We start from the raw sequence: 23,354 nt of genomic DNA, 5'->3' as shown, positions 1-23,354 counted from the left end.
GGCCTCAGGCGATCATGTAGCCGCCGTCGACCGGCATCGACAGGCCGTGCACCATGGCGGCTTCGTCCGACAGGAGAAACAGGATCACCTCGGCGATGTCGTCGGGTTCCGCGAAGCGCCCGAGCGGGATGCGGGCCATCATCGCCCCGGCCTTGTCCGGATCGCTCCAGGCCTTCACCGCCATCGGCGTCAGCGTCACGGTCGGATGGAGGCCGTTGACGCGGATGCCATGGGGGCCGAGTTCCTTGGCCATGACCCGCGTCAGGCCGTCGAGCCCCGCCTTGGAGGCGCAATAGGCGGCGTGGTCGGGAATGCCGACAAAGGACGCGCAGCTCGACACGTTGACGATCGCGCCGGATCGCCCCGAGGCGACCATGTCGCGCGCGTATTCCTGCGCGACGATCATCGGGGCGCGGGTGTTGACGGCGTAGAGGAGGTCGAAATTCTCCACCGACACGTCGAGGAAGGATTCGAGCTCCGTCGTTCCCGCGCAGTTGACGAGGAGGTCGGCGGGCAGAGCCTCGCGCGCCGCCCGGCGCGTGGCGTCGGCATCGGCGAGATCCACCGCGATCGTTTGCGCGCCGGTCTCCTCTTTCAGCGTTTCGAGATCGGCGGGGGAGCGCGTCAGGGCGATCACCTCCGCCCCGCGCCGGGCCAGCATCAGGGCGGTGGCACGCCCGATGCCCTTGCCCGCACCGGTGACGACGACGCGTTTGCCGGAAAAATCCATGGTCGCCCCCCTAGAGCCGCTGGCCGCTTTCGCGATCGAAGAGGTGGACGCGCCGCGTGTCGATGCGGAAGGACACGTCGTCGCCGGGCGCCGCGTCGATCCGGTCCTTGACGATCGCGTCGAGCGAATCCGTACCGACCTTGGCGAAGATCTGCGTTTCCGAACCGGTCGGCTCCAGAACCGAGATGCGCGCGGGGATGCCGCCCGGCGCGACGTCGATATGCTCGGGGCGGATGCCGTAGGTCACCGCGCGGCCCGCTTCGGCCACCCGATCGCCCAGCGGCAGGTGCGCGCCGCCGTCCGACACGAACACCGGGGCGCCGCCCTCCGCCGCGATCCTGCCGTGGACGAAGTTCATCGCGGGCGAACCGATGAAGCCCGCGACGAACGTGTTGGCCGGGCGGTCGTAGAGGTCGAGGGGCGCGCCCATCTGTTCCACGCGCCCGTCGCGCATGACGACGATCTTGTCGGCCATGGTCATCGCCTCGATCTGGTCGTGCGTGACGTAGACGATCGTCGTCTTCAGGCGCTGGTGCAGCTCCTTGATCTCGACGCGCATGGCGACGCGCAGCTTGGCGTCGAGGTTGGACAAGGGCTCGTCGAACAGGAAGACCTGCGGATCGCGCACGATGGCGCGGCCCATGGCGACGCGCTGGCGCTGGCCGCCCGAAAGCTCCTTCGGGTAGCGGTCGAGATACTTTTCGAGATCGAGAATGCCGGCCGCCTTGCGCACCTTCTGCTCGATCTCGGATTTCGGCGCGCCCTTGATCTTGAGCGCGAAGCCCATGTTCTCGGCCACCGTCTTGTGCGGGTAAAGCGCGTAGGACTGGAACACCATGGCGATGTCGCGGTCCTTGGGTGCGACGTCGTTGACGACCCGGCCGCCGATCGAGATCGTGCCCTCCGAGATCGCCTCCAGCCCCGCGATCATGCGCAGAAGCGTGGACTTGCCGCAGCCCGACGGGCCGACGAGGACGACGAACTGCCCGTCCTCCACGTCAACGTCCACGCCGTGCATCACCTGCACCTGGCCGTAGCGCTTGCGGACGTCCTTGATGGTCACCTGTGCCATGGGAATGCCTTCGAAACGGGGGCGCCGACGACCGGCAGGGCGGCGCTCGGGGTCAAGGTGTTCAGCCCTTCCAGACGATCAGGACGCCGAGCGCGATCGCCAGGATGTGGCAGACGGTGAGCGGGATCGACTGTTCCAGGAAGCGCATCCAGAAGAGCTCCAGCGCGACGAACAGGTAGATGCCGATGAAGAGCCGGTCGAACCAGTTGGTGACGATGGGCAGGAAGCCGCCGGGCCTTGGGGCCGCCTTCGCCGCGACGGCGGCTTCCTCGTCCACGGCTTCGACTTTCGCGGTGTGGTCCATGGAAACTACTCCTTCACCGCGCCGAAGGTCAGGCCGGCCACGATGTGGCGCTGCACGACGGCGAAGACGACGAGGGCGGGAATGAGCGTGATGATGGCGATCGAGGCCATCGTGCCCCATTCGGTGCCCGTGGTGGTGACGTATTCCGACAGGCCCGTGGTGATGGTGCGTGCGTTGAAGCTCGTCAGCGTGGCGGCGAGCAGGAACTCGTTCCAGGCGAAGACCCAGGTGAGGATCAGCGTCACGGCAAGGCCCGGCCGGGCAAGCGGAAAGATCACCTCGCGGATCACCTGCCAGGTCGAGGCGCCGTCAACGGTCGCCGCCTCGTCGAGTTCCTTGGGCAGCCCGTCGATCGTCGGGCGCAGCGTCCAGATCGCGAAGGGCAGGTTGAACGTGCAGTAGAGGAGGATCATCCCGATGCGCGAATCGTAGAGGCGGAAGTCGCCGATCGCGAAGACCTGCGTGAATAGGAGGAAGAAGGGCAGCAGGAACACGGCGGCCGGCGCCATGCGGTTGGTGATGGTCCAGAAGAAGATGTTCTCCTTGCCGCCGAGATCGTACCTCGACAGAGCGTAGCAGGCCATGAAGGCGAGCGTGGTGCAGAGCACCGCGTTTCCGCTCGAGATGATGACCGAGTTCATCATGTAGCGGCGCAGCGTGTCGTTGGTCAGGACGTTCGCGTAGTTGTTCCAGTAGACCGTGTCGAGAATGACGCTCGGCGTCGAGAACAGGTCCACCGCCGGCTTCACCGAGATCACGAACAGCCAGTAGATCGGAAACAGCGTCAGGAAACTCAGGCCGACCCAGAGGAGGATCGACAGGACGGGCCGGGAGGTTCGCATTAGAAGGTCCTCTTCTTCCGCGCGCGCGGCGCGACGAGGGCGACATAGAGGATCCAGCACATGACCAGCGTCAGGTAGAGGACGATCACCGAGATCGCCGATCCGTAGCCGTAGTCGGTCTTGGGAAACACGACCTTCCAGATGTGGAGGCCGATATAGCGGGTGGCCGCACCGGGCCCGCCGCCCGTCAGCATCCACACCTCGTCGACCGTGCGCAGCGCGTCCATCAGGCGGATGAAGACGGTGGCCAGGATCGCCGGGCGGATCATCGGCAGGGTGATGTGCCAGAACACCTGCCAACGGCTCGCCCCGTCGATCTGCGCCTGCTCGAAGGGCTCCTTCGGCAGCGACACGAGGGCGGCGAGCAGCGTCAGGGTGACGAGCGGCGTCCAGTGCCAGATGTCCATGATGACGGTGAGGATAAAGGCGGCGTTGGCGTCGCGCCCGATGTTCAGCTCGTAGCCGAACCAGGCGTTGAGATAATAGGGGATGATGCCGATGGAGGGCGTCGTCAGGAGGCGCCAGACCGAGCCGACGACGATCGGGGCGACGATCAGCGGCAGGGTGTGGATGGTGCGGAAGAAGCCGCGGCCCGGAAACTCCTTCATGAAGAGCTGGGCGAGGAGGTAGCCGATCACGACTTCCGAGAACACGGCGAAGAAGGCGAACTTCAGCGTGTACCAGATGGCGAGAAGGAACTCGGGGTCGAACACCAAGCGCCGGAAGTTGCTCGCGCCGTTGAACACCATGAAGGGACTGGCGCCGAACGGGTTCCACTGGTGGAACGCCACGTAGAGCACGTAGACGAACGGCACGATGCCGAAGGTGGCGAGGATGAGGATCGTCGGGGCGAGAAGCAGCCAGCCGACCTTGTTGGAACGCATGGAAACCATCCTCCCGAAACGAAGATGCGCGGCCCCGTTCTTTCCGGCGTCAGGTGAGAGGCGAAAAGGGGGCGTTGCGGGCGGTCGAGGCTTGGGGGCCAGGGCGGTGCCGGCCGGGAGTGGCCATGGGCTTCGTCCTGAAAAGGCCCGGCGAAACCGCTGGGCGGGGCCGGGTGAGAACGGCCGCCGCGCGCTTGGGCTCGCGGCGGCCGTCCGAAGCCTTCAGACTACTTGCGATAGCCGAGGTTGGTGAGTTCCTGCTCGGTCGCGGCCGCCATCTGATCGAGACCCTCGTCCGGGCCGACCTCGCCGGTCAGGATGCGGTAGAAGATCGGCGCGACGGTTTCGCGGATCTGGGCGTGGAAGGGATACTTCGGCGCGCCCGCGAAGAGGCGGCCCTCGTCCTTCATCATCGTGTAGTAGCCGCCGAGCCGGGCATCCATCTCCTTCACCTTCGGATCGTCGTAGGTGGCGGTGTTGGTGACGCGGGGCGCGACCACGGCCCAGTCCGGCTGCACCGAGTTCTGGCCGATATACTGGAGGAAGAGAAGGGCGGCTTCCTGGTTCTTGGCGGTGACGGGCACGCCGAAGGCGCCGCCGTCGTAGTAGCCGATATAGCCCTTGCCCGATTCCGCATCCGCCATGACGCCGTCCGACAGCGGCGGCAGGGCGATGCCGACCTTGTCGACGACCTTGGACTTGGAGGCGTCCGACGCGATCCAGGCGGCGTTCTCGCCATAGACGAGCCCTTGCGCGGCTCGGCCGGCGGCGAAGGTGGTGGCGACTTCCGACCAGGTGCTGGCCGCCGATTCCGGCGGAGCGATGTCGCGCAGATGCAGGAAGTATTTCAGCGCGGCCTTGGCCTTGTCGCTGTTCATCGTGCCGCCGTGCTCGACGGAAGCGCCGTAGTTGTCGTCGGCGTTGATGCCCCAGTTGTAGACGCCGAAGGTCGGCGCGACGGATTCGACGTATTCGTACCAGGACGCCGGGTGGCCGGTATGGGCCTGGCTCGTCGTGCCCCAGAGCTGCTCGCCCTTGTCCTTGCCCCACTGGGTGAAGAACTCGGCGATCTGCGTATAGTCCTCGTGCGTCTTGGCGGGCGCGAGATCCTTGCCGGTCTTTTCCTTGAAGGCCGCCTTGACAGCCGGATCGTCGAACAGATCCTTGCGGTAGAGGTAGATCTTGATGAAGGCTTCCATCGGCACGCCGAACAGGTCGTTGTCCTGGCCGCGGAAGTAGTCGGCGAAGGTGGTGAAGTTCTTTTCGTCGAAGTCGGGCGCCTTGAGCGCCGGGTTGTCCGCCAGCGTCTTGGTGATGTCGGTCAGGAACTGGCGCTGCAGGTAGGCGTAGACGATGTCCTGCTCGATATAGACCATGTCATAGATGCCGGTCTTGGCTTCCATGTCCTTGATGGCCTTGTCGTACATCTGGTCCCAGGAGGTGGTTTCCAGCTCGACCTTGATGCCGGTCTTTTCCTCGAACTGCTTGGCCAGAACGTCCTTGACGTAGTTCGACGGCGGCGTGCTCTCGGTCACGCCGTGCAGCGTCACGCCCTTGTACTTGGCGCCCGCGTCCGACCAGAAGTCGGCCCGCGCCGCCGTCAGGCCGCCCATCAGACCGACCGCCAGGGCGATCAGGCTCGTTCCCAGTTTACGCGTCATGCTCCATTCCTCCCGAAAGTCCGTCTTGCCCGCGGATCGTTCGTCCCGCCCTTGTTTCCGGGCGGCTATCGCTTTGGAATCGATGACCCTGGACCGGCGATCTCCACTCCCATCGCGGTGGGTCCATGGGCGATTCGTAGACCAACTCCGAACCGCGCACAACATTTGTTGCGAAGGACGCCAAATTATATTGGAGGTTCGGCAAAAAACGATGGAAGGATAGTTGGCGCACTGGTCACCGCGATAGCGGATATGCTGTCGAATGGCGTTGCAACGCAGCAAATTGGCGCCGTGTTGCAGCAACGGAACTCCCTTGACAACCACGGCTGGCCGGGAACTTTGTTGCACCGGCCAACAATGGGGGAGGATTTGATGAGTCGGTTGGGTATTCATTCGTTCGTCTGGACCAACGGCGCGACACAGGCCGATCTGGAAAAGGCGCTGGAGCAGAGCGCCGAAAGCGGCTTCGAACTGATCGAGTTCGCCTATCTGCGCCCCGATCGGTTCGACATCGACGCTTTGGGCAAGAAGGCGCAAGGGCTCGGCATCGAGATCGCGGTGACCATGGGTCTGCCGGTCTCGGCCGACGTGTCGAGCGAGGACGAAAGCGTCGTCAAGGCGGGCGAGGCGCTTCTGGCGGACGTCGTTCGCGGCGTGCGCGACGTCGGCGGCAAGACGCTCGGCGGCATCCTGTACTCCGCCCATACCAAGTACAACGCGCAGCCGACCGACCGGGGCCGCAAGAATTCGCTCGGCGCGATCGCGCGGACGGCGGATCTGGCGAAAGAGGCAGGCGTCGATCTCGTGCTCGAAGTCGTCAACCGCTTCGAGACCAACATGCTGAACACGGCGGCGCAAGGGTTGCAGTTCGTGAAGGAAACGGGTTCCGACCACGTCACCCTCCATCTCGATACGTTCCACATGAACATTGAGGAGGCCAATCCCGCCGCCGCCATCCGCCTCGCCGCTGACAAGATCGGCTATTTCCACATCGGGGAAAGCAACCGCGGATACTTGGGCGACGGCGTGATCGACTTCGATCCGATCTTCGACGCGCTGCTCGACATCGACTACCAGAAGAACATCTCGTTCGAGTCCTTCTCGGGCGCGGTGGTAGACGAGGCCCTGTCGCTCGCCTGCGCGATCTGGCGCGACACGTGGACCGAATCCATGCCGCTCGCGCTTCACGCCAAGAGCTTCATCGACTTGAAACGCGACGAGGCGGCCCGCCGGCGCGCGACCAACGCCCGGCCCTGATCCGGCGCGCGACGCATGCATGCCTCGGCCGGTGGACCTTCGCGTTCGCCGGCCAGGGCCGATCCTTGGAGCTCGGAAGACCTGTCGTCGCCCGTACCGGACCTGACGCGTCCGGAGCGCTCCTTTCTCGCCGGGAGAAGCCTGATTGTCGGAAATGGCGACCCTTGATCCCGCGACGCGCCGCGTCCGGCAAGGCAACGAGATGGCGGCACTGCGCGCGTTGCACCGGTTCGGCCGCCTCAGCCGAGCCGATCTGGCGCGCAAGCTCGGCCTCAACCGCTCGTCGTCCGGCCATATCGTGGCCGCGCTGACGCAGGAAGGGCTGGTGCGCGAGGTTTCGGGCGAGGAAACGGGGCGCCCGGGCGCAAACCGCGCGGGGCGTCCGGGTATCCTTCTGGAGCTGCAGCCGGACGCCATGTTCTTTGCCGGCTGCGAGATCGGCGTCGAGCACGTGTCCTTCGTGGCGGTCGACCTGTCGGCGCGCCCGATCGCCAGCCTCACCCGCCCCTTCGACGCGCCGGCGGCGGGCGTCGCGGCGGCATTCGAGGCGGCGACCGGCCTTGCGGCCGAGTGCCTTCCCGCCGCCGGTTGGGCGCGCTGCGAGGGGCTCGGCATCGCGATCCCCGCGCAGATGGAACGCGGCGGGCGGGTGCGCGTCGCCCCGCTTCTGGGCTGGCACGACGTTTATCCCGCGGAGATCATGCGTCCCCACCTGCCGCCGACCCTGCCGGTCGTCGCCGAGAACGACGCCAACGCCTTTGCGGTCGGCGACGCCTACGGGCGCGAGGTGGCGCGGCCCGGCGTCACCCTGGCGCTAGTCATGGAAACGGGCGTCGGCGGCGGCATCGTGGTGGACGGCGACCTGTTTCGCGGCGGCCATGGGCTTGCCGGCGAGATCGGGCACCTTCTCCTGCCGGACGAAGGAGGCGGCATGCGTCGCTTCGAGGAGCGCGTCGGGCTGGAGGCGATCCTTTCCGCCGCGCGCGCGGCCGGGCTTTGCGGAGGGGACGCCACCTTGGAGGCCTTTCTGCGCGAGGTCGGAGAGCGGGTACCGCGCGCCGTCGCCATCGCGGAGGACTGGGCGCGCTCGCTCGCCTTCGGCCTCGCGCAGGCGTGTCGGCTGATCGACCCCGACCAGATCGTGCTCGGCGGGTCGGTGGCGGCGCTTTATCCCCTGGTTGCGGCGCGCGTTGCCGCTCATTGGCGCGAGATCTCAGGGGACGGGTTTCCCGTGCCCGCGATCGCCGTCAACGACGGTCCCGTGTTCGGGGCCGCCTTCGGGGCGGCCTGCATCCTTCACCAGCGCTTCCTGTCGGCCGCCGACGGGCTCGCTCCCTGACCCACGTTCGAGGAACCACTTCGCCATGAACGATCCCTTTCGACTGGACGGCAAGGTCGCCCTGATCACCGGCGGCGCGCGCGGCATCGGCCTTGCCATCGCGCAGCGCTTTGCCGGCGCGGGCGCGCGGCTCGTCCTCACCGCGCGCAGCCTGTCCCCCGAGGCCGAGGCGGCCTTGGCGCAGACGGGTGCCGAGTGGGATTTCGTGCCCGGCGACGCGCGCGACGCGCAGACGCCGGACCGGGTCGTCGCCTTTGCGGCCCAGCGCTTCGGCGGGCTCGACATCCTCGTCAACAATGCCGGCGTCGCCTCGCATGGCGACACGCCCGAGTTCGACGACGAGCGCCTCGAACTGATCCTGTCCACCAACGTCGCGCAGGTCTTCCGCTTCTGCCGCGCCGCCGTGCCACATATGCGCGAACGAGGCGAGAGCGCGATTCTCAACATCGGCTCGGTGTCGGGCTTCATCGCCAACATTCCGCAGAACCAGACCGCCTACAACGCGTCCAAGGCGGCGGTCCACATGATGACCAAGAGCTTGGCCAGCGAGTTCGCGGCGGAAGGCATCCGCGTCAACGCGGTGGCGCCCGGCTATATCGACACGGACATGACGCGCGGCGGCTTCGAGAACCCGGACTGGGATCCGGTGTGGCGCCGGATGACGCCGATGGGCCGCTACGGCCAGCCGGACGAGGTCGCGACGGCCGTCCAGTTCCTGTGCTCGCCCGCCGCCGCCTACATCACCGGCGCCGTCCTGCCCATCGACGGCGGCTACCTGACGCGTTGAACGATTTCGAAAACCAACAGGAAAGGAACCGACATCATGGCACAGGAACTCGCCGGCAAGGTCGCGGCCGTCACCGGCGGCGCATCGGGCATCGGGCTGGAATGCGCCCGCACCATGCTGCGCGCCGGGGCGCGCGTCTTCATCGTCGACAATGCGCAGGACCGGCTGGACAAGGCGGTGGCGGATCTGGGTGAGGGCGCCACCGCGCTTCGGGTCGACATTACCAGCGGCGACAGCGTCGCCACCATGCTGCCGGCCATCCTCGATAAGGCCGGCCAGCTCGACATCTTCCACGCCAATGCCGGCTCCTATATCGGCGGCGACCTCGTGGATGGAAACGCCGACGCCTTCGACCGGATGCTGAACCTCAACGTCAACGCCGTGTTCCGGGGCGTCCATGCCGTCCTGCCGCACATGATCGAGCGGGGCACGGGCGACGTCATCGTCACGAGCTCGGTCGCCGGCCACCAGTCGATCCCCTGGGAGCCGGTCTACAGCGCCTCGAAATTCGCGGTGCAGTCCTTCGTCCACGCGGTGCGCCGGCAGGTCAACAAGCACGGCGTTCGCGTCGGCGCCATCGCGCCCGGCCCGGTGGTGACGCCGCTCGTCGACGACTGGCCGGCCGAGAACCTCAAGCGCGCCATCGAGAACGGCGCGCTGTTCCAGCCGGTGGAGGTCGCCGAGGCCGTTCTCTTCATGCTGACGCGCCCGCGCAACATCGTGGTGCGCGATCTCGTGCTCCTGCCGCAGAACTTCGACATCTGAAGCCACCAAGCCTTTTCGCTTGAAACCGAGGCCCCGAGCCGCCATCTGGCGGCTCGACCAGCCGAACGGACAAGGGACAAGGGACGACATGGCGGATACGGGCACGACGGGGCAGACACGCAGCTTCGAGGCGGATGTCGCCCGCCTCCTGCACCTGATGGTGCACTCGGTCTATTCCGACAAGGACGTGTTCCTGCGCGAGCTCGTGTCCAACGCCGCCGACGCCTGCGAGAAGCTGCGCTTCGAGGCGATCGCAGCCCCGACCCTGCTGAACGAGGGCGGCGAGCCCGCGATCACCCTGACGATCGACGCCGGGGCGCGCACCCTCACCGTCGAGGACAACGGCATCGGCATGAGCGAGGCGGAGATGGCCGAATCGCTCGGCACCATCGCGCGCTCGGGGACCCGCGCCTTCATGGACCGGATCACTGAGAAGGGCGAAGCCAGCGAGAACCGGCTGATCGGCCAGTTCGGCGTCGGCTTCTATTCCGCCTTCATGGTGGCCGACCGTGTCGAGGTCGTCTCACGCCGGGCGGGAAGCGACACCCCCGCGCGCTGGTCCTCCGATGGCCTCGGCACCTACGAGGTCGGCGCGGCCGATTTGGAAGGGTCGCCCCTTCGCGGCACGCGCGTCATCCTGCATCTGAAGGAGGACGCGGGCGCCTATCTGGAGGCTCACACCCTGGAGCGTACGGTGCGCTCCCAGTCCGGCCACGTGCCAGTGCCGATCCTTCTGCGCGAGGCCCCGGATGCCGAGCCGAAGCGCATTGCGGACGGCGCCGCGCTGTGGACGAAGTCGAAGAGCGAGGTGTCGTCGGACGAATACGCCGACTTCTACCGGACGCTGGCCGGCGGTTTCGACGAGCCGGCGCTGACGCTCCATTACCGCGCCGAAGGCCTTCACGAATATTCGGTGCTGGCCTTCGTGCCGGGCGCCAAGCCGTTCGACCTCTTCGACCCCGACCGCGCCGGCCGCCTGAAGCTCTACGTGCGCCGCGTCTTCATCACCGACGAGGCGGAAATCCTGCCGCGCTACCTGCGCTTCGTGCGCGGCCTCGTGGATTCGGCCGATCTGCCGCTCAACGTGTCGCGCGAGATGATCCAGGAAAGCCGAGTGCTGGCCGCGATCCGCAAGGGCGTGTCGAACCGCGTCCTGTCGGAGCTCGCCAAGCTTTCTGAGAACGAGCCGGAGCGCTATCTCTCCGTCTGGGAGAATTTCGGCGCCGTCCTGAAAGAGGGGCTCTACGAGGACGAGGCGCGCCGCGACGCGCTGCTTGGCCTGTCCCGCTTCCGCACCACGACCTCGGGCGCCGAGTGGCGCTCCCTCAAGGAGATCGTCGCCGCCTTCCGGGAAAACCAGGACGCGATCTACTACGCCACCGGCCCCGACGCCGAGCGGCTTGCCGCCTCGCCCCAGCTCGAAGGGTTCCGGGCGCGCGGGCTGGAAGTCCTGCTCCTCACCGATCAGGTGGACAGCTTCTGGGCGGCCGGTGGCGTCGAATTCGAGGGCAAGCCCTTCCGCTCGGTGACGCAAGGCCTCGCCGATCTCGGCACCGTGCCGCTCGCCGAGGGGCAGGAGCCGCCGGCGGAGGCCGCACCCGAAGTCGGCGATTTCGTCGCCTTCCTCAAGGCGACGCTGGGAGATGCGGTGTCGGACGTTCGCGCTTCCGAGCGCCTGACCACCAGCGCCGTCTGCCTCGTCGCGCCCGAGCACGGGATCGACCGGCAGCTGGAACGCCTTCTGGCGAGCGCCGGGCGCCTCGGCGCGGCGGGCTCCAAGCCGATCCTCGAGATCAACCCGCGCCACGACCTCGTCCAGCGCCTGGCAAAGCTGGGGGACGGCGAAGCGCATTTACGCGAGGACGCCGCCCATCTCCTTCTCGACGAAGCCCGCATCGCCGACGGCGAGCCGCCGGAGAACCCGCGAGCCTTTTCCGAGCGCCTCGGCCGCGTTCTCGGCCGCGCTCTGAACTGACCGATGCGAGCCGGCGGCGGATTTCGGTCCGCCGCCCGCTTGTGTTCACCGCTGGGCGGCGAGCGCCGATCGATAGATCTCCACCATGCGCTCGACCTTGCCGTCCCAGTCGAAGTCGCGCCGGACGGTGTCCCGCCCGGCCTGCCCCATGGCGCGCCGCCCTTCGGGGTCGCGCGCGAGCGCCGCGATGGCCTCGGCCAGACGCTCGGCGAAGGTGTCGCGCGGGCTTGGGTCCACCAGAAGGCCGCTACCCTCCGTGAGGTAGTCCGCCGGCCCGCCCCAGCGGCTGGCGATCACCGGCAGGCCCATCGCCATCGCCTCCAGAACCACTGCCCCGCCACATTCGCGCAGCGAGTTGAGGATCAGCGCGTCGGAGCGGGACATGATCTCGGCGCACGTTTCCTGCGGCTGGAAGCCGTGGAACGTGACATGGTCCGTCAGGCCGAGATCGTGGGCGAGCCGTTCCAGCGCGCCCCGTTCCTCCCCGTCGCCCAGAAGGTCGAGCCGGGCGTCGATGCCCTGTTGCCGCGCCAGCGCAAGCGCGCGCAGCGTCACGTCGATCGCCTTCCAGCCGACGAACCGGCCGACATAGACGAGCCTCAGTCCTTCGCGCGCCGTAGCGGGCGGCTTTCCCGTGAACCGGTCCCAGAGCGCCCAGTCCACGCCGTTCTCCACCAGCGTTTCGATCCCGGGATGATGGGGATCGGGAAGCGCCCGGCGCGTCCGGTCGTTGGCGACGAGAAGGGCGGCGGCGCGGTGCTTGCCCGGGCTGAGGCGGTTGAGAAGGAGCGCCGCACGGCGCCCCCAGGCGATCGAGGCCCGCGTGGCCCCTCGCTCGAAATCGCCGTAGCCGGGGGGATAGTCGATCCCGCCGTTCATCGGCCCGATCACCAAGGGCACGCCGAAGCGATGGAGGCTGGAGGGGATCAGCGGGGACACCGGGATCGGCTGATGGATGAGATCGACCTGGCCTTGCGCTACCAGCGCCCGGATCAGCCTGGCTTGATAAAATTCGTTGACGGCGGTCATCAGGGCGCCGCCGATCAGGTCGCGCACCCGGTCGGGAAACCTTGCGAAGGCGCGCCAGATCAGCTTGTGCCAGACCGTGTCGGGCACGAAATGCATCCGCTCGTGGTCGTAGCCGGACAGGCCGAGGAGCTCCTCGCGGTTGCGGTGGTGGGCGATGAGCCGAACCTCGTGTCCGCGCCGCGCGAGGCCGCGGAAGTAGTGCAGCGGCAGCACCGCCTCGCCGCCGAAGCGCACGGACGCGTTGGGCGCGACGATCAGGACCTTGAGAGGCGAGGGTGGCGACATCGGCATGGAGGATCCTCGGATGCGCCGGACGGCTTCGTTTCCGCGAACTGCATTCGCCGATTCCTACCCGCCATTGGTGTAGCAACCGTGGATGACGCCGCTGCATTCGCTCCCGAAGGACGAGCGCCGCCTATCCCCGCTCGTCGAGGCTGAACTCGCGCGGCTCGTTCTCGCGAAGCGGGAGCCGGCGCGCATAAAGAAGCGTCGCCGCGTCCTCGCGCCGCGCGATCTCCGCGTCGCCGCGGCCCGCGCGCGCCCGGATCAGGGCTTCCGCCTCCGGCCATCCCGGCGCCAGCACCGCGAACAGGCGGGTGCCGTGCAACGGCTCGCGGCGGCGGTCCTCGGGCGCCACGGCGCCGACGAAAAGCGTTTGCGTCTCGCTCATCATTCCTCCGAACTCGTGCTCCGGGAGAGATGGGAGGAAGGGCTCGCGTGGCCAGCAAAAGTTTGCCTGGGTGTCAGCCCTTGGAACTTAACCTAGTTAATGGACGAATCTCCCCCGCTCCCATCGGAAGGACCGGCCACGGAGGAACGGTTCTTGGTCGTGTATCTGATCCGCAAGCTGCAGAATTTTCTGGTCCTGTCCGACGAGGAGCGCTCCGCGCTTCAGGATCTGACCCATCGCCGGCCGCGCGTCCTGCAGCCGCGCGACGACGTGATCCGTCAGGGCGAGAAGCCGTTCTTCGTCAACCTGGTCCTGGAAGGCTTCGCTTGCCGATACAAGGTGCTGCCCGACGGGCGGCGGCAGATCCTGTCCTTCTTCATGCCCGGCGACCTGTGCGACCTGCACAACCATGTCCTGTCCGCCATGGATCATTCCATCGGCGCGATCTCGCCGCTGCGCATCGCCCAGATCGTGCCCGACGAGATCGAGGCGCTGATGGACCGGCACGCGCGCCTGCGCCGCGCCTTCTGGTGGAACGAGCTCGTGCGCGAATCGACGACGCGCGAATGGCTCGCCAATCTCGGCCAGCGAACCGGTTCGGAGCGGGTGGCCCATCTCCTGTGCGAGATCTTCGTGCGCATGCGCTCGATCGGGCTGGTGGACGCGGCGGGCGCCTGCCCGTTTCCGATCACCCAGGCCGACCTGTCGGACGCGCTCGGCATTTCCATCGTCCACACCAACCGCATGCTGCAGGACCTGCGCGCCGAGGGGCTGATCGTGCTCAAGGGGCGCACCCTGCAGGTGGACGACCTGCCGGCGCTGACGCGGCTCGCCAATTTCGATCCCACCTATCTCCATCTGCGGCCCGATGGAGGCGAGGAGCCGCTTTCGGGAGCGGCCGAAGCCCACAGGCAGGCCAGCGTATGAACCGATCGCCCGGCCCCTCGGGAACCCGGCCCTCGCCCATGCCGAACCGGCATGTGTGGCGGGCGTCCGCGGACGGGGGCTGGGTGTCGGTCGGCCCGTCCTTCCTGCGCCGAACGGGGCTCGAACTCGAGGCCTGCCTCGGGTCGGGCTGGATGAGCGTCGTCCACGGCGGGGACCGGGATTCCTTGCGTGAGGGGCTGCGCCGGGACGGTGCGGCGTTGGGCGCCGAGGCGCGTCTCTGGAGCGCCCCGCAGAACCGCTACGTGCCGAGCCTCTTCGTCGCCGAAGCGGTGTTGGAGCCGGGGGGGCGGGTGCGCGAATGGGTCGGCTCGATCAGCGACGTCGTGCCGGACCCCCATGTCGAAGGCGCCCTGCCGGCGTTTCACGAGCGCATGCTCGACGTCCTGTCCACCGTTCGCGCGCTGGTGCGCCGCTCGGCCGAAACGGCGGGCGGCGTCGACGAGCTCGCCATGCATGTGGACGGGCGCATCACGGCGCTGGCGCGCATCCAGTCCGCGCTCCTGCGCCGGCCCGCCCAAGGCGTGCCGCTCCTCGACCTGGCGATGGACGAGCTGCGCTCCTTTGCCGGGCACGGCGAGGAGCGGCTCGCTCTGTCCGGGCCCGACGTGCGGGTGCGGGGCAAGCTGGCGGAACTCGTCGCGCTCGCCCTCCACGAGCTCGCCACCAACGCCGTGAAGTTCGGGGCGCTGCGCGCCAGCGAGGGGCGCGTCGAGCTCGACTGGTCGCTGCGGCGCGACGAGAGCCTCGTCCTCGTCTGGCGCGAGCACGGGACGGCGAGCGGCTCCGCGCCGGAACGCGAAGGCTTCGGCTTCGATCTTCTCGCCCGCACCCTGCCGGACGATTTCGACGCGCGCGCCCATGCCGAATGGCTCCCCACCGGTGCCGTTTGGACGATCGAGATTCCCTTGCGCGGGCCGGCCCGCTTCTGCCTGTCGATGTGAAGGGGCTCACGCCGCGACCAGCGGAATCCCTTCCGTGCGAAAACGCTCCAGAAGCTGGAACAGGATGGTCGAGCGCGTTCCGTAGACCTGACGCGGCCCACTCACGAAGGCGAAGGACTTGAACGTCACCTTGCCCTCGTCGATCCCGTCGATGAAGACGCTGGGCGAAGGGTCGGCGAGCACCGCGTCGTGGGCGGCGTAGATGTCGAGGAGTGCCTGACGCACCGCCGCCACGTCCACATCGAGCGTGGCGGAGAACATGATCTGGATGCGCCCGAGCGGGTCGGCCAGCGTCATGTTGCGGATCGACTTGGTGACGAGCTCGGAATTGGGCACGATCAACGTCGAGCGGTCGGCGATCTGGATCTCGGTGGAGCGCACCGAGATGCGCTTCACGTCGCCCTCGTCCGTGCCGATGCGCACGGTGTCGCCGATCTTCACCGGCCGCTCGGCGAGGAGGATCAGGCCCGACACGAAGTTCTGGGTGATCGCCTGGAGGCCGAAGCCGATACCCACCGACAGCGCCGACACCACGAGGGCGATGCGCTCGACGCCGATGCCGAGCGTCGTGATCGCCCAGAAGCCGGCGAGGATGATGCCGGCATAGCTGACGATGGTGGAGACCGAGTTGCGCGCGCCCTGGTCGAGGTCGGTCGCCGGCAGGAAGCGCTGCTCCAGCCAGTGACGCACGACGCGCATCAGCGCGATGCCGACGGTCAGCGCGACGGCCGCCTTCAGGATCGCGCCCGGCACGATAGTGAAGCCGCCGACGCGGATCTCGGCCGAGGAGCTGAACTGGTAGAACAGGGAGCTTGCGCCCGGCCCGAGCGGCCCGGACAGGAGGAGCGCGGCCAGAACCAGGATGGCGATGCGAAGGACCGCCGACAGGACCACGCCGAGCTGGCGCACTTGGGTCTTGCGAAGGCCGAGCCCCGTATGCAGCGAGCGGCCGAGCCGGCTGTCGGCCGACAGGAAGGTCGTGAACACGTCGTCGACGACCACGAGCAGGAGATAGGCGGCCGAGGAGACGATCGCCGTCCAGATCACCTGCCGCGTCAGGAACAGGGCGAGGTTCACATAGCCCTGGAGCGCGGCGACGAGGCTGACGAGGACGCAGATCCAGGCCGCCAGCGTCGCCAGGGTGATGAGGGTCGTGCGAGCGCTGGGCTCCCGGTTCGCCGCGTCGCTTCGTGCCCGGCGCAGGCGCCCGAGCGTCAGGAGAACCGAGACGATCAGCGCGCCGTAGGTGAAGGCGACGGCGTAGTTGAGGACGATCGCGGCCGCCTGGCTGACGCCGACCGACCGCCCGCCTTCCACGAGGAGGACGCCGAAGAAGGTGAGAAGCGCGGCGGTGACGGGAAACGGCCGGAGGCGCTCGGCCGCCTCGTCGTCCAGCGGCAGGAGCCGCCAGGAGGCCTGGCCGACGAGAAGAAGGCCGGCTCCCAGCGACACCACGAAGGCGCCGACGGAGGCGGTGGTGGCGAGCACTTCGACGAGAGGCCGCGTCCGGTAGGTGAGGACGCCCGCCCAGTTCAGCCCGTAGGTGAGAAGCGTGAAGCCGAGGGCCGCCGTCAGCGTGCCGACGAGAACGAACCAGAGCGCCAGCCCCGAGCGGCGGGCGCGCGAGCCGGGAACCTGCTCCACCGCGAAGCGACGCCCTTTTTCGCGAAGCCAGCGGCGCAGCGGCACGAGAAGCAGGAGCGCCAGCCCGATCGAGCCGGCCACCACCGCGATTCTGGACGACAGGCGCGTCTGAGGAATCTGGGCGATCGCGTCGTGGATGAAGTCGCCCAGACGCGCGAGATCGTCGGGCAGGGCCTTGGCGACATCCGTCCAAAGCGAAGGCGACAGGGGCGAGGCGACCTGGCTGAACGTATCGCGGCTGAAGGCCTCGTTGATCTCGCGGATCATCCGGTCGATCGTTTGCTTGGCGTCGGCGGAAACCAGCCGGCCGCGCTTGATGGCCGAATCGAGATCGTTGCGCTCGGCCGTCAGGCGATCGCGCTGCGCCTTGACGTCGGGTGCCTCCCCGTCGCTCGGCTCCCCGAGCTCGGCGATGCGCGCGTCGAGCGCGGCAAGCTCGGGCTCCATCGTGCCGACGGCCTCGTTGGCCGTCACCCCGACCGTCATGGCGCGGTCGCGTAGGGCTGCCTTCGCGTCGGTGGTCGTGTCCGCGTTGGCGGCGGTCGTGATCGCTGCGAGCTCGCTCGCCTGCGCGTCCACCACCGCGATCGGGGAAGGGGCGGCATCGCTTTCCTGCGCCCGGGCTCCGGCAGCGCCGAGGAGCAGCGCCAGGAGGAGAGACATCCAGACGGCGCGAAGAAGGCGAGTGAAGTGCAGCATGGACGCGTCGCTTGCAGCGCCCGGCCAGGCGCCGTCCCCTCAAGGTGAACCCTCGTGCCCGGCGGCTGAGGGCCGCCCGGCGCCGGGCGTTCTACCGGCATCTCGGGGGCCGAAATGTGGCTGCCGGGGTCAGGCCGTCTCAAGTTGTCGCAGGGCTGGCGAATGGGCCCGCGCCCATCTCGACATCGCAGGGTGCCGCGCCACATCGGAGGGCATGAACCGCTTCGACGACCCGACCCTTCTTCGCGACGAGCTGACCCGGCGCTTCGATCTCGTGCTTCGCCCCTCCACCGGCGAGATCGAGCGATATCGCCTGGAAGCGGCGCGACTGGCGATGGTGCTGGCCGATCGCGAGGCGGCCGAGCGGGAAGCGGCGCGCGGCGTTTTTCTGATGCCGCCCGAAGCGGCCGCACCCGTTCTCCTGCGCACGGCCGCCTGAGGTTCAGTCCCGCGTCCCGCCCGGCGCGTCGGGGATCAGCACCAGTTCGCCGTGGCGCACCGAGCGCTCGGCCATGACGTGCTCGGCGAAATGGCGCACCGCGCCCGTTTCCCCCTTCAGCACCGAAACCTCCATGCAGGTCCCGTGGTCGAGATGGACATGGAGGCTCGACACCGACAGGTCGTGATGGTCGTGATGGGCGTTGGTGAGCCGGCGCGACAGGTCGCGCGCGGCGTGATCGTAGACATAGACCAAGGCGGCGACGCAGGGGCCCGCCGCGCCGGAATCCTGCCGCGCGCGAGCGAGCCCCGAGCGGGCGAGGTCGCGGATCGCTTCCGAGCGGTTCTGGTAGCCGCGCTCGGCCATGACCTCGTCGAGCGCGGCCATCAGTTCGTCGTCGAGCGTCACGGTCACGCGCTGCATCGGGAAGAGCCCTTTCCGGTGGATCGCGATCTCATAACCCGAAGGGCGCGGTGCGGGCAAAGCAGGACCCAAGGGCGTGGTCGCCGAGTATGATGTTTTGATATAGACCTCATACTCTCCCGCCTCTATGGTCCGCCCGATTCGACAGCGCGCGCGGGGACGACGGACATGGCACGGAAATGGGCTATCGCGGCCGCGCTTCTCGGCATTCTGGCGGGGCCCGCATCGACCCTCGCCGCGCCCCGGACCGATCTCGTGCTCGCCATCGGCGGCGAGCCGGACACCGGCTACGACCCGATCCTCGGCTGGGGATCCTACGGCCATCCCCTGTTCCAATCGACGCTGCTGCGCCGCGACGCCGACTTGGCGACGCAAGCCGATCTCGCCACGCGCTGGACCCTGTCGGAGGATCGCCTGCGATGGACGATCGAGATCCGGCCGGACGTGCGCTTTTCCGACGGCTCGCCGTTGCGGGCGCGCGACGTCGCCTTCACCTACAACAAGGCGCGGGACACTGCGGGTGCCCTGGACCTGTCCGTGCTCGAAAGCGCCGAGGCGATCGGCGACACGACGGTGGTGCTGCGCCTGCGCAAGCCCTGGATCACCTTCACCGAAACCTTCTTCACCCTCGGCATTGTGCCCGCCGACGCCTACGGCCCGGACTACGCCCGCCACCCGCTCGGTTCCGGCCCCTATCGCCTCGTGTCCTGGCGGGAGGGCGAGCAGCTGATCGTGGAGCGCAATCCGAACTATTACGGCGAGAAGCCCGCTTTCGAGCGGCTGACCTTCCTGTTCACGGGGGAGGACGCGGGGCTGGCGGCCGCGCGAGCGGCGCGCGTCGACATCGTGTCCGCGCCGGCCCCCTTGGCGGACGACGTGCCCGAAGGCTTCCGGGCGGTGTCCGTCCGCACGGTGGACAATCGCGGCCTCAGCCTTCCCTTCCTGCCCGCCGAGGGGCGGACGAACGCGGCCGGCCAGCCGCTCGGCAACGCCGTCACCTCGGACCCGGCGATCCGCCACGCGATCAATCGGGGGCTCGACCGGCAGGTGGTCGTCGACGTGGCGCTCCACGGCCACGGCACGCCCGCCTTCGGCCCGGTGGACGGCCTCGCTTGGGCGGGCGCGGGGGACCGGGTGGATTCCGACATCGAGGGTGCCCGACGTCTCCTCGATGAAGCCGGCTGGCTCGAAGGCTCGGACGGCGTGCGCGAGCGAAACGGCGTGCGCGCCGCCTTTCCCCTCAACTATCCCGCCGCCGACCCGACGCGTCAGGCGCTGGCGGAGGTCGCGGCCGAGCTTTTGAGGCCGCTCGGGATCGAAGCGACCCCGAAGGGCGGCTCCTGGGACGCGATCGCCCGCGTCATGCATGCCGAGCCCGCCGTGTTCGGCTTCGGCAGTCATTCGCCCTACCAGCTCTACAGCCTCTACCAGTCGACGCTGGCGGGCGTCGAATACCTCAACCCGACCTACTACGCGAACCCCGTCGTGGATGCGTTGTTTGCCGAGGCGCAGGGTGCGCCGAGCCTCGAAGCCTCGTTTCCCCTTTGGGCCCGCGCCGCCTTCGACGGGCGCACCGGCTATGGTCTCGAAGGGGACGCCGCCTGGGCCTGGCTAGTCAATCTCGACCATGTGTATTTCGTCAACCGATGCCTCGACCTCGGCCGTCCGCCGATCGAGCCGCATGGCCACGGCTGGCCGCTGACGGCCTCGATCGCCGAATGGCGCTGGACCTGCGATTGAAGATCCTCGGCCTTGCCTTCATGCGTTTCGCGCTGGTGCTCGCGCTCGTCGCGGGAGCCGCCTTCGCGCTCGCCAAATTGTCACCGATCGATCCGGTCGGCGCCTATCTCGGCCCCGGCATCAGCCGGTTGACACCGGACATGCGCGCCGGCCTCGAGGCCGCCTGGGGGCTCGACCAACCCGCGCCCGTCCAGTTCGCGCGCTGGCTTGCCCGGCTCCTGTCGGGCGATCTCGGATGGAGCACGAGCTTCAACGCGCCCGTCGGAAGCGTCATTGCCGAGCGCGCCAGCTCGACCCTTCTTCTGACGCTGCCCGCCTTCGCACTCTCCGGTCTCCTCGGCTTCGCGCTCGGCGTCCTGGCCGGCGGTTTCGAGGGCTCGGCGCTCGACCGCGCCGTGCGCCTTTACGCCTATGTCCTGGCCGCCACCCCGACCTTCTGGCTGGCGATCCTGGCGCTCACCGTCTTTTCCGTCCGGCTCGGCTGGACGCCGATCTGCTGCTCCGGCCCGATCGGGGTGCCGCCCGGCGACGTGACGGTGGGGGAGCGTCTACGCCATCTCGCGCTGCCGCTGCTCGTCCTGTCGGTGTTCGGCGTCGCGCAGGTGACGCTCCACACCCGCGCCAAGGTGGCCGAGCTGATGCGCGCCGACCCCGCCCTCTTCGCCTTCGCGCAAGGGGCGAGCCGGCTGGATGTCGCTTGGGCGCACGCGGCGCGCGGCGCGCTCGTGCCGGCGCTGACGGTCGTCTGCGCCTCGGTCAGTGAGATTCTGGGCGGCGCCGTCCTGGTGGAGCAGGTCTTCGCCTATCCCGGCCTAGGCCGCGCCGTGGTGGAGGCCGGGGTGCGGTGCGACGTGCCGCTGCTTCTCGCCCTGTCGCTTCTGGCCGCCGCGCTCGTCGCCGCCGGCAACATGGCGGCCGACCTCCTGTATCGGCGCGTCGATCCGCGTTTGAGGCCGGGGGCATGAGCGTCGCCGCGCTGCCCCCCGAACCGGAGGCCTCCCGGGGGCTTCGCCCTTCGGTCCGTATCCTTCTCGCCGGCCTGCCCATCGCAGCGCTCGCCGTGGCTCCGCTGGCGATCGGAACGCAGGGCGGCGCGGATTTCGCCGCCCGTCTCCTGCCCCCGTCGCTCCACCACCCGTTCGGCACCGACCCGATGGGGCGCGACATGGCCTGGCGCACGCTGCAAGGGCTGGCCTTGAGCCTTCGCATCGGGCTTCTCGCCGCCGCGCTGTCCGCCGGCATCGCTCTCGTTCTTGCGCTACTCGCCAGCGTTTCACGTGTGACGGATGCGCTCGTCTCGCTCGTCACCGACGCGGCGCTCGCCCTGCCGCACCTCGTCGCACTGATCCTCGTCGCCTTCGCCTTCGGGGGGGGCACGGGCGGGGTGGTGGCAGCCGTCGCACTCACCCATTGGCCGCGCCTTGCGCGTATCCTGCGCGCCGAGCTCCTCGGTGTCCTCGCCATGCCCTATGTCGAGGCCTCGCGCGGCTACGGGCGCTCGCGGGCGTTCATCGCGCGCGCCCACGTCCTGCCCCATCTCCTGCCCCAGCTCGGCGTCGGCTTCGTGCTCCTGTTTCCGCACGCCATCCTCCATGAGGCGGCGCTGACGTTCCTCGGCTTCGGCCTTGAACCCTCACGCCCGGCGATCGGCGTCCTGCTCGCCGATGCGATGCGTTCTTTAAGTGCCGGGCATTGGTGGCTCGGCGTATTTCCGGGGCTGGCGCTTCTCGGCCTCGCCCTTTGTTTCGAAGGGCTCGGCTCCACGCTTCGCCGCCGCCTCGACCCGCGCGGGGGCCGCTCTTGAGCGCGCGGCTGGCGATCCGCGACCTTCGTGTGCGCTTTCCCGCCCGCATCGGCGGGCCGGCGGTGACCGGCCTCGACGGTGTCTCGCTGGAAGCTGAGCCCGGCGAGGTCGTGGCGCTGATCGGCTCCTCCGGGGCGGGCAAGAGCCTCCTCGCCCACGCCGTTCTCGGCCTCCTGCCGCCCGACGCTGCAGTCACGGGAACGATGCTCTTCGAGGGCGAGCCACTCGACCCAGCGGCTTGGAAGCGCCTGCGTGGCCGGCATATCGCGCTGGTGCCGCAATCGGTCACCCATCTCGATCCACTTCTTTCGGTCGGCCGCCAGCTGGCGCTCGCCGCCCGGCGCGCCGGAGCAGCGACCCCGGGCCCGGAGGCCTTGCGCGCCCTCGGGCTCGGGCCGGACGTCGCGGCCCTCCGCCCGCACCAGATTTCGGGCGGCACCGCGCGGCGCATCCTCCTCCTGATGGGCCTTGTCGGCGACCCGCGCCTGATCCTCGCCGACGAGCCGACCGACCACCTCGACGAGGCGACGCGCGCCCTCGTCTTCGCGCGGCTGCGCGCGGCGGCCGATCGCGGCGCCTGCGTTCTCCTCGTCACCCACGATCTGCCCGGCGTCCTCCCCGTCGCCGATCGCGTCGCGATCCTGCACGAGGGACGGCTGATGGGGATCGAGCCGCCGGCGGCGTTCGAGGGGACGGGCGAGCGCCTCCGGTCCGCCTTCGCGCGCCGCCTCTGGCAGGCCCTGCCGCAGAACGGCTTCGGGAGCGCGGGGAATGCTTGAGGCGCGAGGGCTTTGCCATGCTTTCGCGCCCGGCGCTCCGGTTCTGCGCGGCGCGTCGATCCGAGTGGCGCCGGGCGAGATCGTCGGCCTTCTCGGCCTTTCCGGGGTGGGCAAGACGACGCTCGGGCGCATCCTCGCCGGCCGGCTTCGACCGCAGGCGGGAGTTGTTCGGCTGGACGGCGCGCCGCTGCCGCCCGCCGGCTTCCGTCCGGTGCAGTATTGCGCCCAGCATCCGGTCGAGGACATGAACCCGCGCTGGCGGATCGGTGAGGTTCTGGCCGAGCCGGGCCTGCGCGAGCCGGCGGTGGAGCGGGCGCTGCGCGTCGATCCCGGCTGGGAGCGCCGCTATCCCCATGAACTCTCCGGCGGCGAGCTTCAGCGCGTCTCGATCGCACGGGCGCTTCGCCCCCGAACCCGCTATCTCGTCGCCGACGAGATCTCCGCCGCGCTCGACCCGATCACCCAGCACGAGATCTGGCAGGTGCTGATGGCGCGCGCGCGCGAAACGGGGCTCGGCATCCTGGCGATCAGCCACGACCGCGCGCTTCTCGCCGGGATCGCGACGCGCGTGGAAACGCTGGGAGACTGAGGCCGATCCTCGGAGCCCGTCCGAAAAAACCAC

23 protein-coding genes are annotated in these 23,354 nt (G+C 68.8%); 13 read left to right on the top strand and 10 right to left on the bottom strand.

Features of this window, described 5'->3' with window-relative positions; all coding sequences use genetic code 11:
- Positions 1-4: 4 nt before the first annotated feature.
- From H7A85_RS14000 to H7A85_RS13975, 6 genes are all read right to left on the bottom strand, one after another.
- Positions 5-730, bottom strand: coding sequence for an SDR family oxidoreductase (locus H7A85_RS14000; protein WP_182086559.1), 726 nt, complete (start codon positions 728-730; stop codon positions 5-7).
- Positions 731-740: 10 nt separating this feature from the next.
- Positions 741-1,802 carry a sn-glycerol-3-phosphate ABC transporter ATP-binding protein UgpC gene (gene ugpC, locus H7A85_RS13995; protein ID WP_182086558.1) on the bottom strand — a complete coding sequence of 354 codons (1,062 nt, stop codon included), beginning with the start codon at positions 1,800-1,802 and terminating at the stop codon, positions 741-743.
- Between the two features lie 61 nt (positions 1,803-1,863).
- A complete protein-coding gene (locus tag H7A85_RS13990) occupies positions 1,864-2,106 on the bottom strand; it encodes a DUF2160 family membrane protein (RefSeq protein ID WP_244631191.1) in 243 nt (80 codons plus the stop codon).
- A 5-nt stretch (positions 2,107-2,111) separates the two neighbouring features.
- Positions 2,112-2,948, bottom strand: coding sequence for a carbohydrate ABC transporter permease (locus H7A85_RS13985; protein WP_182086557.1), 837 nt, complete (start codon positions 2,946-2,948; stop codon positions 2,112-2,114).
- Positions 2,948-3,832: a sugar ABC transporter permease gene (locus H7A85_RS13980; RefSeq protein ID WP_182086556.1), complete on the bottom strand. Its 885-nt coding sequence runs from the start codon at positions 3,830-3,832 to the stop codon at positions 2,948-2,950. The genes H7A85_RS13985 and H7A85_RS13980 overlap by 1 nt, the downstream gene beginning before the upstream one ends.
- Before the next feature lie 227 nt (positions 3,833-4,059).
- Positions 4,060-5,445: an extracellular solute-binding protein gene (locus H7A85_RS13975; RefSeq protein WP_244631197.1), complete on the bottom strand. Its 1,386-nt coding sequence runs from the start codon at positions 5,443-5,445 to the stop codon at positions 4,060-4,062.
- 420 nt (positions 5,446-5,865) lie between these two features.
- Between H7A85_RS13975 and H7A85_RS13970 the strand changes: the two genes are divergently transcribed.
- The 5 genes from H7A85_RS13970 to htpG all read left to right on the top strand — a co-directional run bounded on the left by H7A85_RS13970 (position 5,866) and on the right by htpG (position 11,616).
- Positions 5,866-6,750, top strand: a complete 885-nt coding sequence (locus H7A85_RS13970) for a sugar phosphate isomerase/epimerase (protein WP_182086554.1) — start codon at positions 5,866-5,868, stop codon at positions 6,748-6,750.
- Between the two features lie 145 nt (positions 6,751-6,895).
- Complete coding sequence (locus H7A85_RS13965) at positions 6,896-8,089, top strand: ROK family transcriptional regulator (protein ID WP_182086553.1); 1,194 nt, start codon at positions 6,896-6,898, stop codon at positions 8,087-8,089.
- A 25-nt stretch (positions 8,090-8,114) separates the two neighbouring features.
- A complete protein-coding gene (locus tag H7A85_RS13960) occupies positions 8,115-8,876 on the top strand; it encodes a 3-oxoacyl-ACP reductase family protein (RefSeq protein ID WP_182086552.1) in 762 nt (253 codons plus the stop codon).
- Between the two features lie 36 nt (positions 8,877-8,912).
- On the top strand, positions 8,913-9,641 hold the full coding sequence (locus tag H7A85_RS13955) for an SDR family oxidoreductase (protein ID WP_182086551.1): 729 nt from the start codon (positions 8,913-8,915) through the stop codon (positions 9,639-9,641).
- A gap of 88 nt (positions 9,642-9,729) precedes the next feature.
- Positions 9,730-11,616 (top strand): molecular chaperone HtpG, encoded by a 1,887-nt coding sequence (gene htpG, locus H7A85_RS13950; RefSeq protein ID WP_182086550.1) that lies wholly within the window; start codon positions 9,730-9,732, stop codon positions 11,614-11,616.
- 45 nt (positions 11,617-11,661) lie between these two features.
- Here the strand turns inward: htpG and H7A85_RS13945 are convergent, their stop codons facing one another.
- Both H7A85_RS13945 and H7A85_RS13940 read right to left on the bottom strand, forming a co-directional pair.
- Complete coding sequence (locus H7A85_RS13945) at positions 11,662-12,936, bottom strand: glycosyltransferase family 4 protein (protein ID WP_182086549.1); 1,275 nt, start codon at positions 12,934-12,936, stop codon at positions 11,662-11,664.
- A gap of 124 nt (positions 12,937-13,060) precedes the next feature.
- Positions 13,061-13,315, bottom strand: a complete 255-nt coding sequence (locus tag H7A85_RS13940) for a hypothetical protein (protein ID WP_182086548.1) — start codon at positions 13,313-13,315, stop codon at positions 13,061-13,063.
- A 159-nt stretch (positions 13,316-13,474) separates the two neighbouring features.
- Between H7A85_RS13940 and H7A85_RS13935 the strand changes: the two genes are divergently transcribed.
- Complete coding sequence (locus H7A85_RS13935) at positions 13,475-14,242, top strand: Crp/Fnr family transcriptional regulator (protein ID WP_348519699.1); 768 nt, start codon at positions 13,475-13,477, stop codon at positions 14,240-14,242.
- A 38-nt stretch (positions 14,243-14,280) separates the two neighbouring features.
- Positions 14,281-15,204 (top strand): HWE histidine kinase domain-containing protein, encoded by a 924-nt coding sequence (locus H7A85_RS13930; RefSeq protein WP_182086546.1) that lies wholly within the window; start codon positions 14,281-14,283, stop codon positions 15,202-15,204.
- Between the two features lie 6 nt (positions 15,205-15,210).
- Here H7A85_RS13930 and H7A85_RS13925 read toward each other — a convergent pair whose 3' ends face one another.
- The gene (locus H7A85_RS13925) at positions 15,211-17,547 is read right to left on the bottom strand and encodes a DUF3772 domain-containing protein (protein WP_182086545.1); all 2,337 of its coding nucleotides are present in this window, start codon (positions 17,545-17,547) and stop codon (positions 15,211-15,213) included.
- 214 nt (positions 17,548-17,761) lie between these two features.
- Between H7A85_RS13925 and H7A85_RS13920 the strand changes: the two genes are divergently transcribed.
- Positions 17,762-17,986, top strand: coding sequence for a hypothetical protein (locus H7A85_RS13920; RefSeq protein WP_182086544.1), 225 nt, complete (start codon positions 17,762-17,764; stop codon positions 17,984-17,986).
- 3 nt (positions 17,987-17,989) lie between these two features.
- Here H7A85_RS13920 and nikR read toward each other — a convergent pair whose 3' ends face one another.
- Positions 17,990-18,409, bottom strand: a complete 420-nt coding sequence (gene nikR, locus H7A85_RS13915) for a nickel-responsive transcriptional regulator NikR (protein WP_182086543.1) — start codon at positions 18,407-18,409, stop codon at positions 17,990-17,992.
- Between the two features lie 168 nt (positions 18,410-18,577).
- On the opposite strand from nikR, the gene H7A85_RS13910 reads away from it, so the two are divergent.
- Genes H7A85_RS13910 through H7A85_RS13890 form a run of 5 tightly spaced genes read left to right on the top strand, consistent with a single transcriptional unit; the run spans position 18,578 to position 23,321 of the window.
- Positions 18,578-20,149 (top strand): ABC transporter substrate-binding protein, encoded by a 1,572-nt coding sequence (locus H7A85_RS13910; RefSeq protein WP_182086542.1) that lies wholly within the window; start codon positions 18,578-18,580, stop codon positions 20,147-20,149.
- The gene (locus H7A85_RS13905; RefSeq protein ID WP_182086541.1) at positions 20,128-21,114 is read left to right on the top strand and encodes an ABC transporter permease; all 987 of its coding nucleotides are present in this window, start codon (positions 20,128-20,130) and stop codon (positions 21,112-21,114) included. The genes H7A85_RS13910 and H7A85_RS13905 overlap by 22 nt, the downstream gene beginning before the upstream one ends.
- Entirely contained in the window at positions 21,111-21,953 is an 843-nt protein-coding gene (locus H7A85_RS13900) for an ABC transporter permease (protein WP_182086540.1), read from the top strand. The genes H7A85_RS13905 and H7A85_RS13900 overlap by 4 nt, the downstream gene beginning before the upstream one ends.
- Positions 21,950-22,732 carry an ATP-binding cassette domain-containing protein gene (locus H7A85_RS13895; RefSeq protein ID WP_182086539.1) on the top strand — a complete coding sequence of 261 codons (783 nt, stop codon included), beginning with the start codon at positions 21,950-21,952 and terminating at the stop codon, positions 22,730-22,732. The genes H7A85_RS13900 and H7A85_RS13895 overlap by 4 nt, the downstream gene beginning before the upstream one ends.
- Entirely contained in the window at positions 22,725-23,321 is a 597-nt protein-coding gene (locus H7A85_RS13890; RefSeq protein WP_182086538.1) for an ATP-binding cassette domain-containing protein, read from the top strand. Before H7A85_RS13895 ends, H7A85_RS13890 begins: the two co-directional genes overlap by 8 nt.
- The last annotated feature ends 33 nt before the right edge of the window (positions 23,322-23,354 follow it).

It is taken from the genome of Aureimonas sp. ME7, assembly GCF_903970965.1.
GTDB lineage: Bacteria > Pseudomonadota > Alphaproteobacteria > Rhizobiales > Rhizobiaceae > Aureimonas.
The sequence above is the reverse complement of the archived record's forward strand: the minus strand, read 5'-3'. Positions and strand labels throughout refer to the sequence as shown.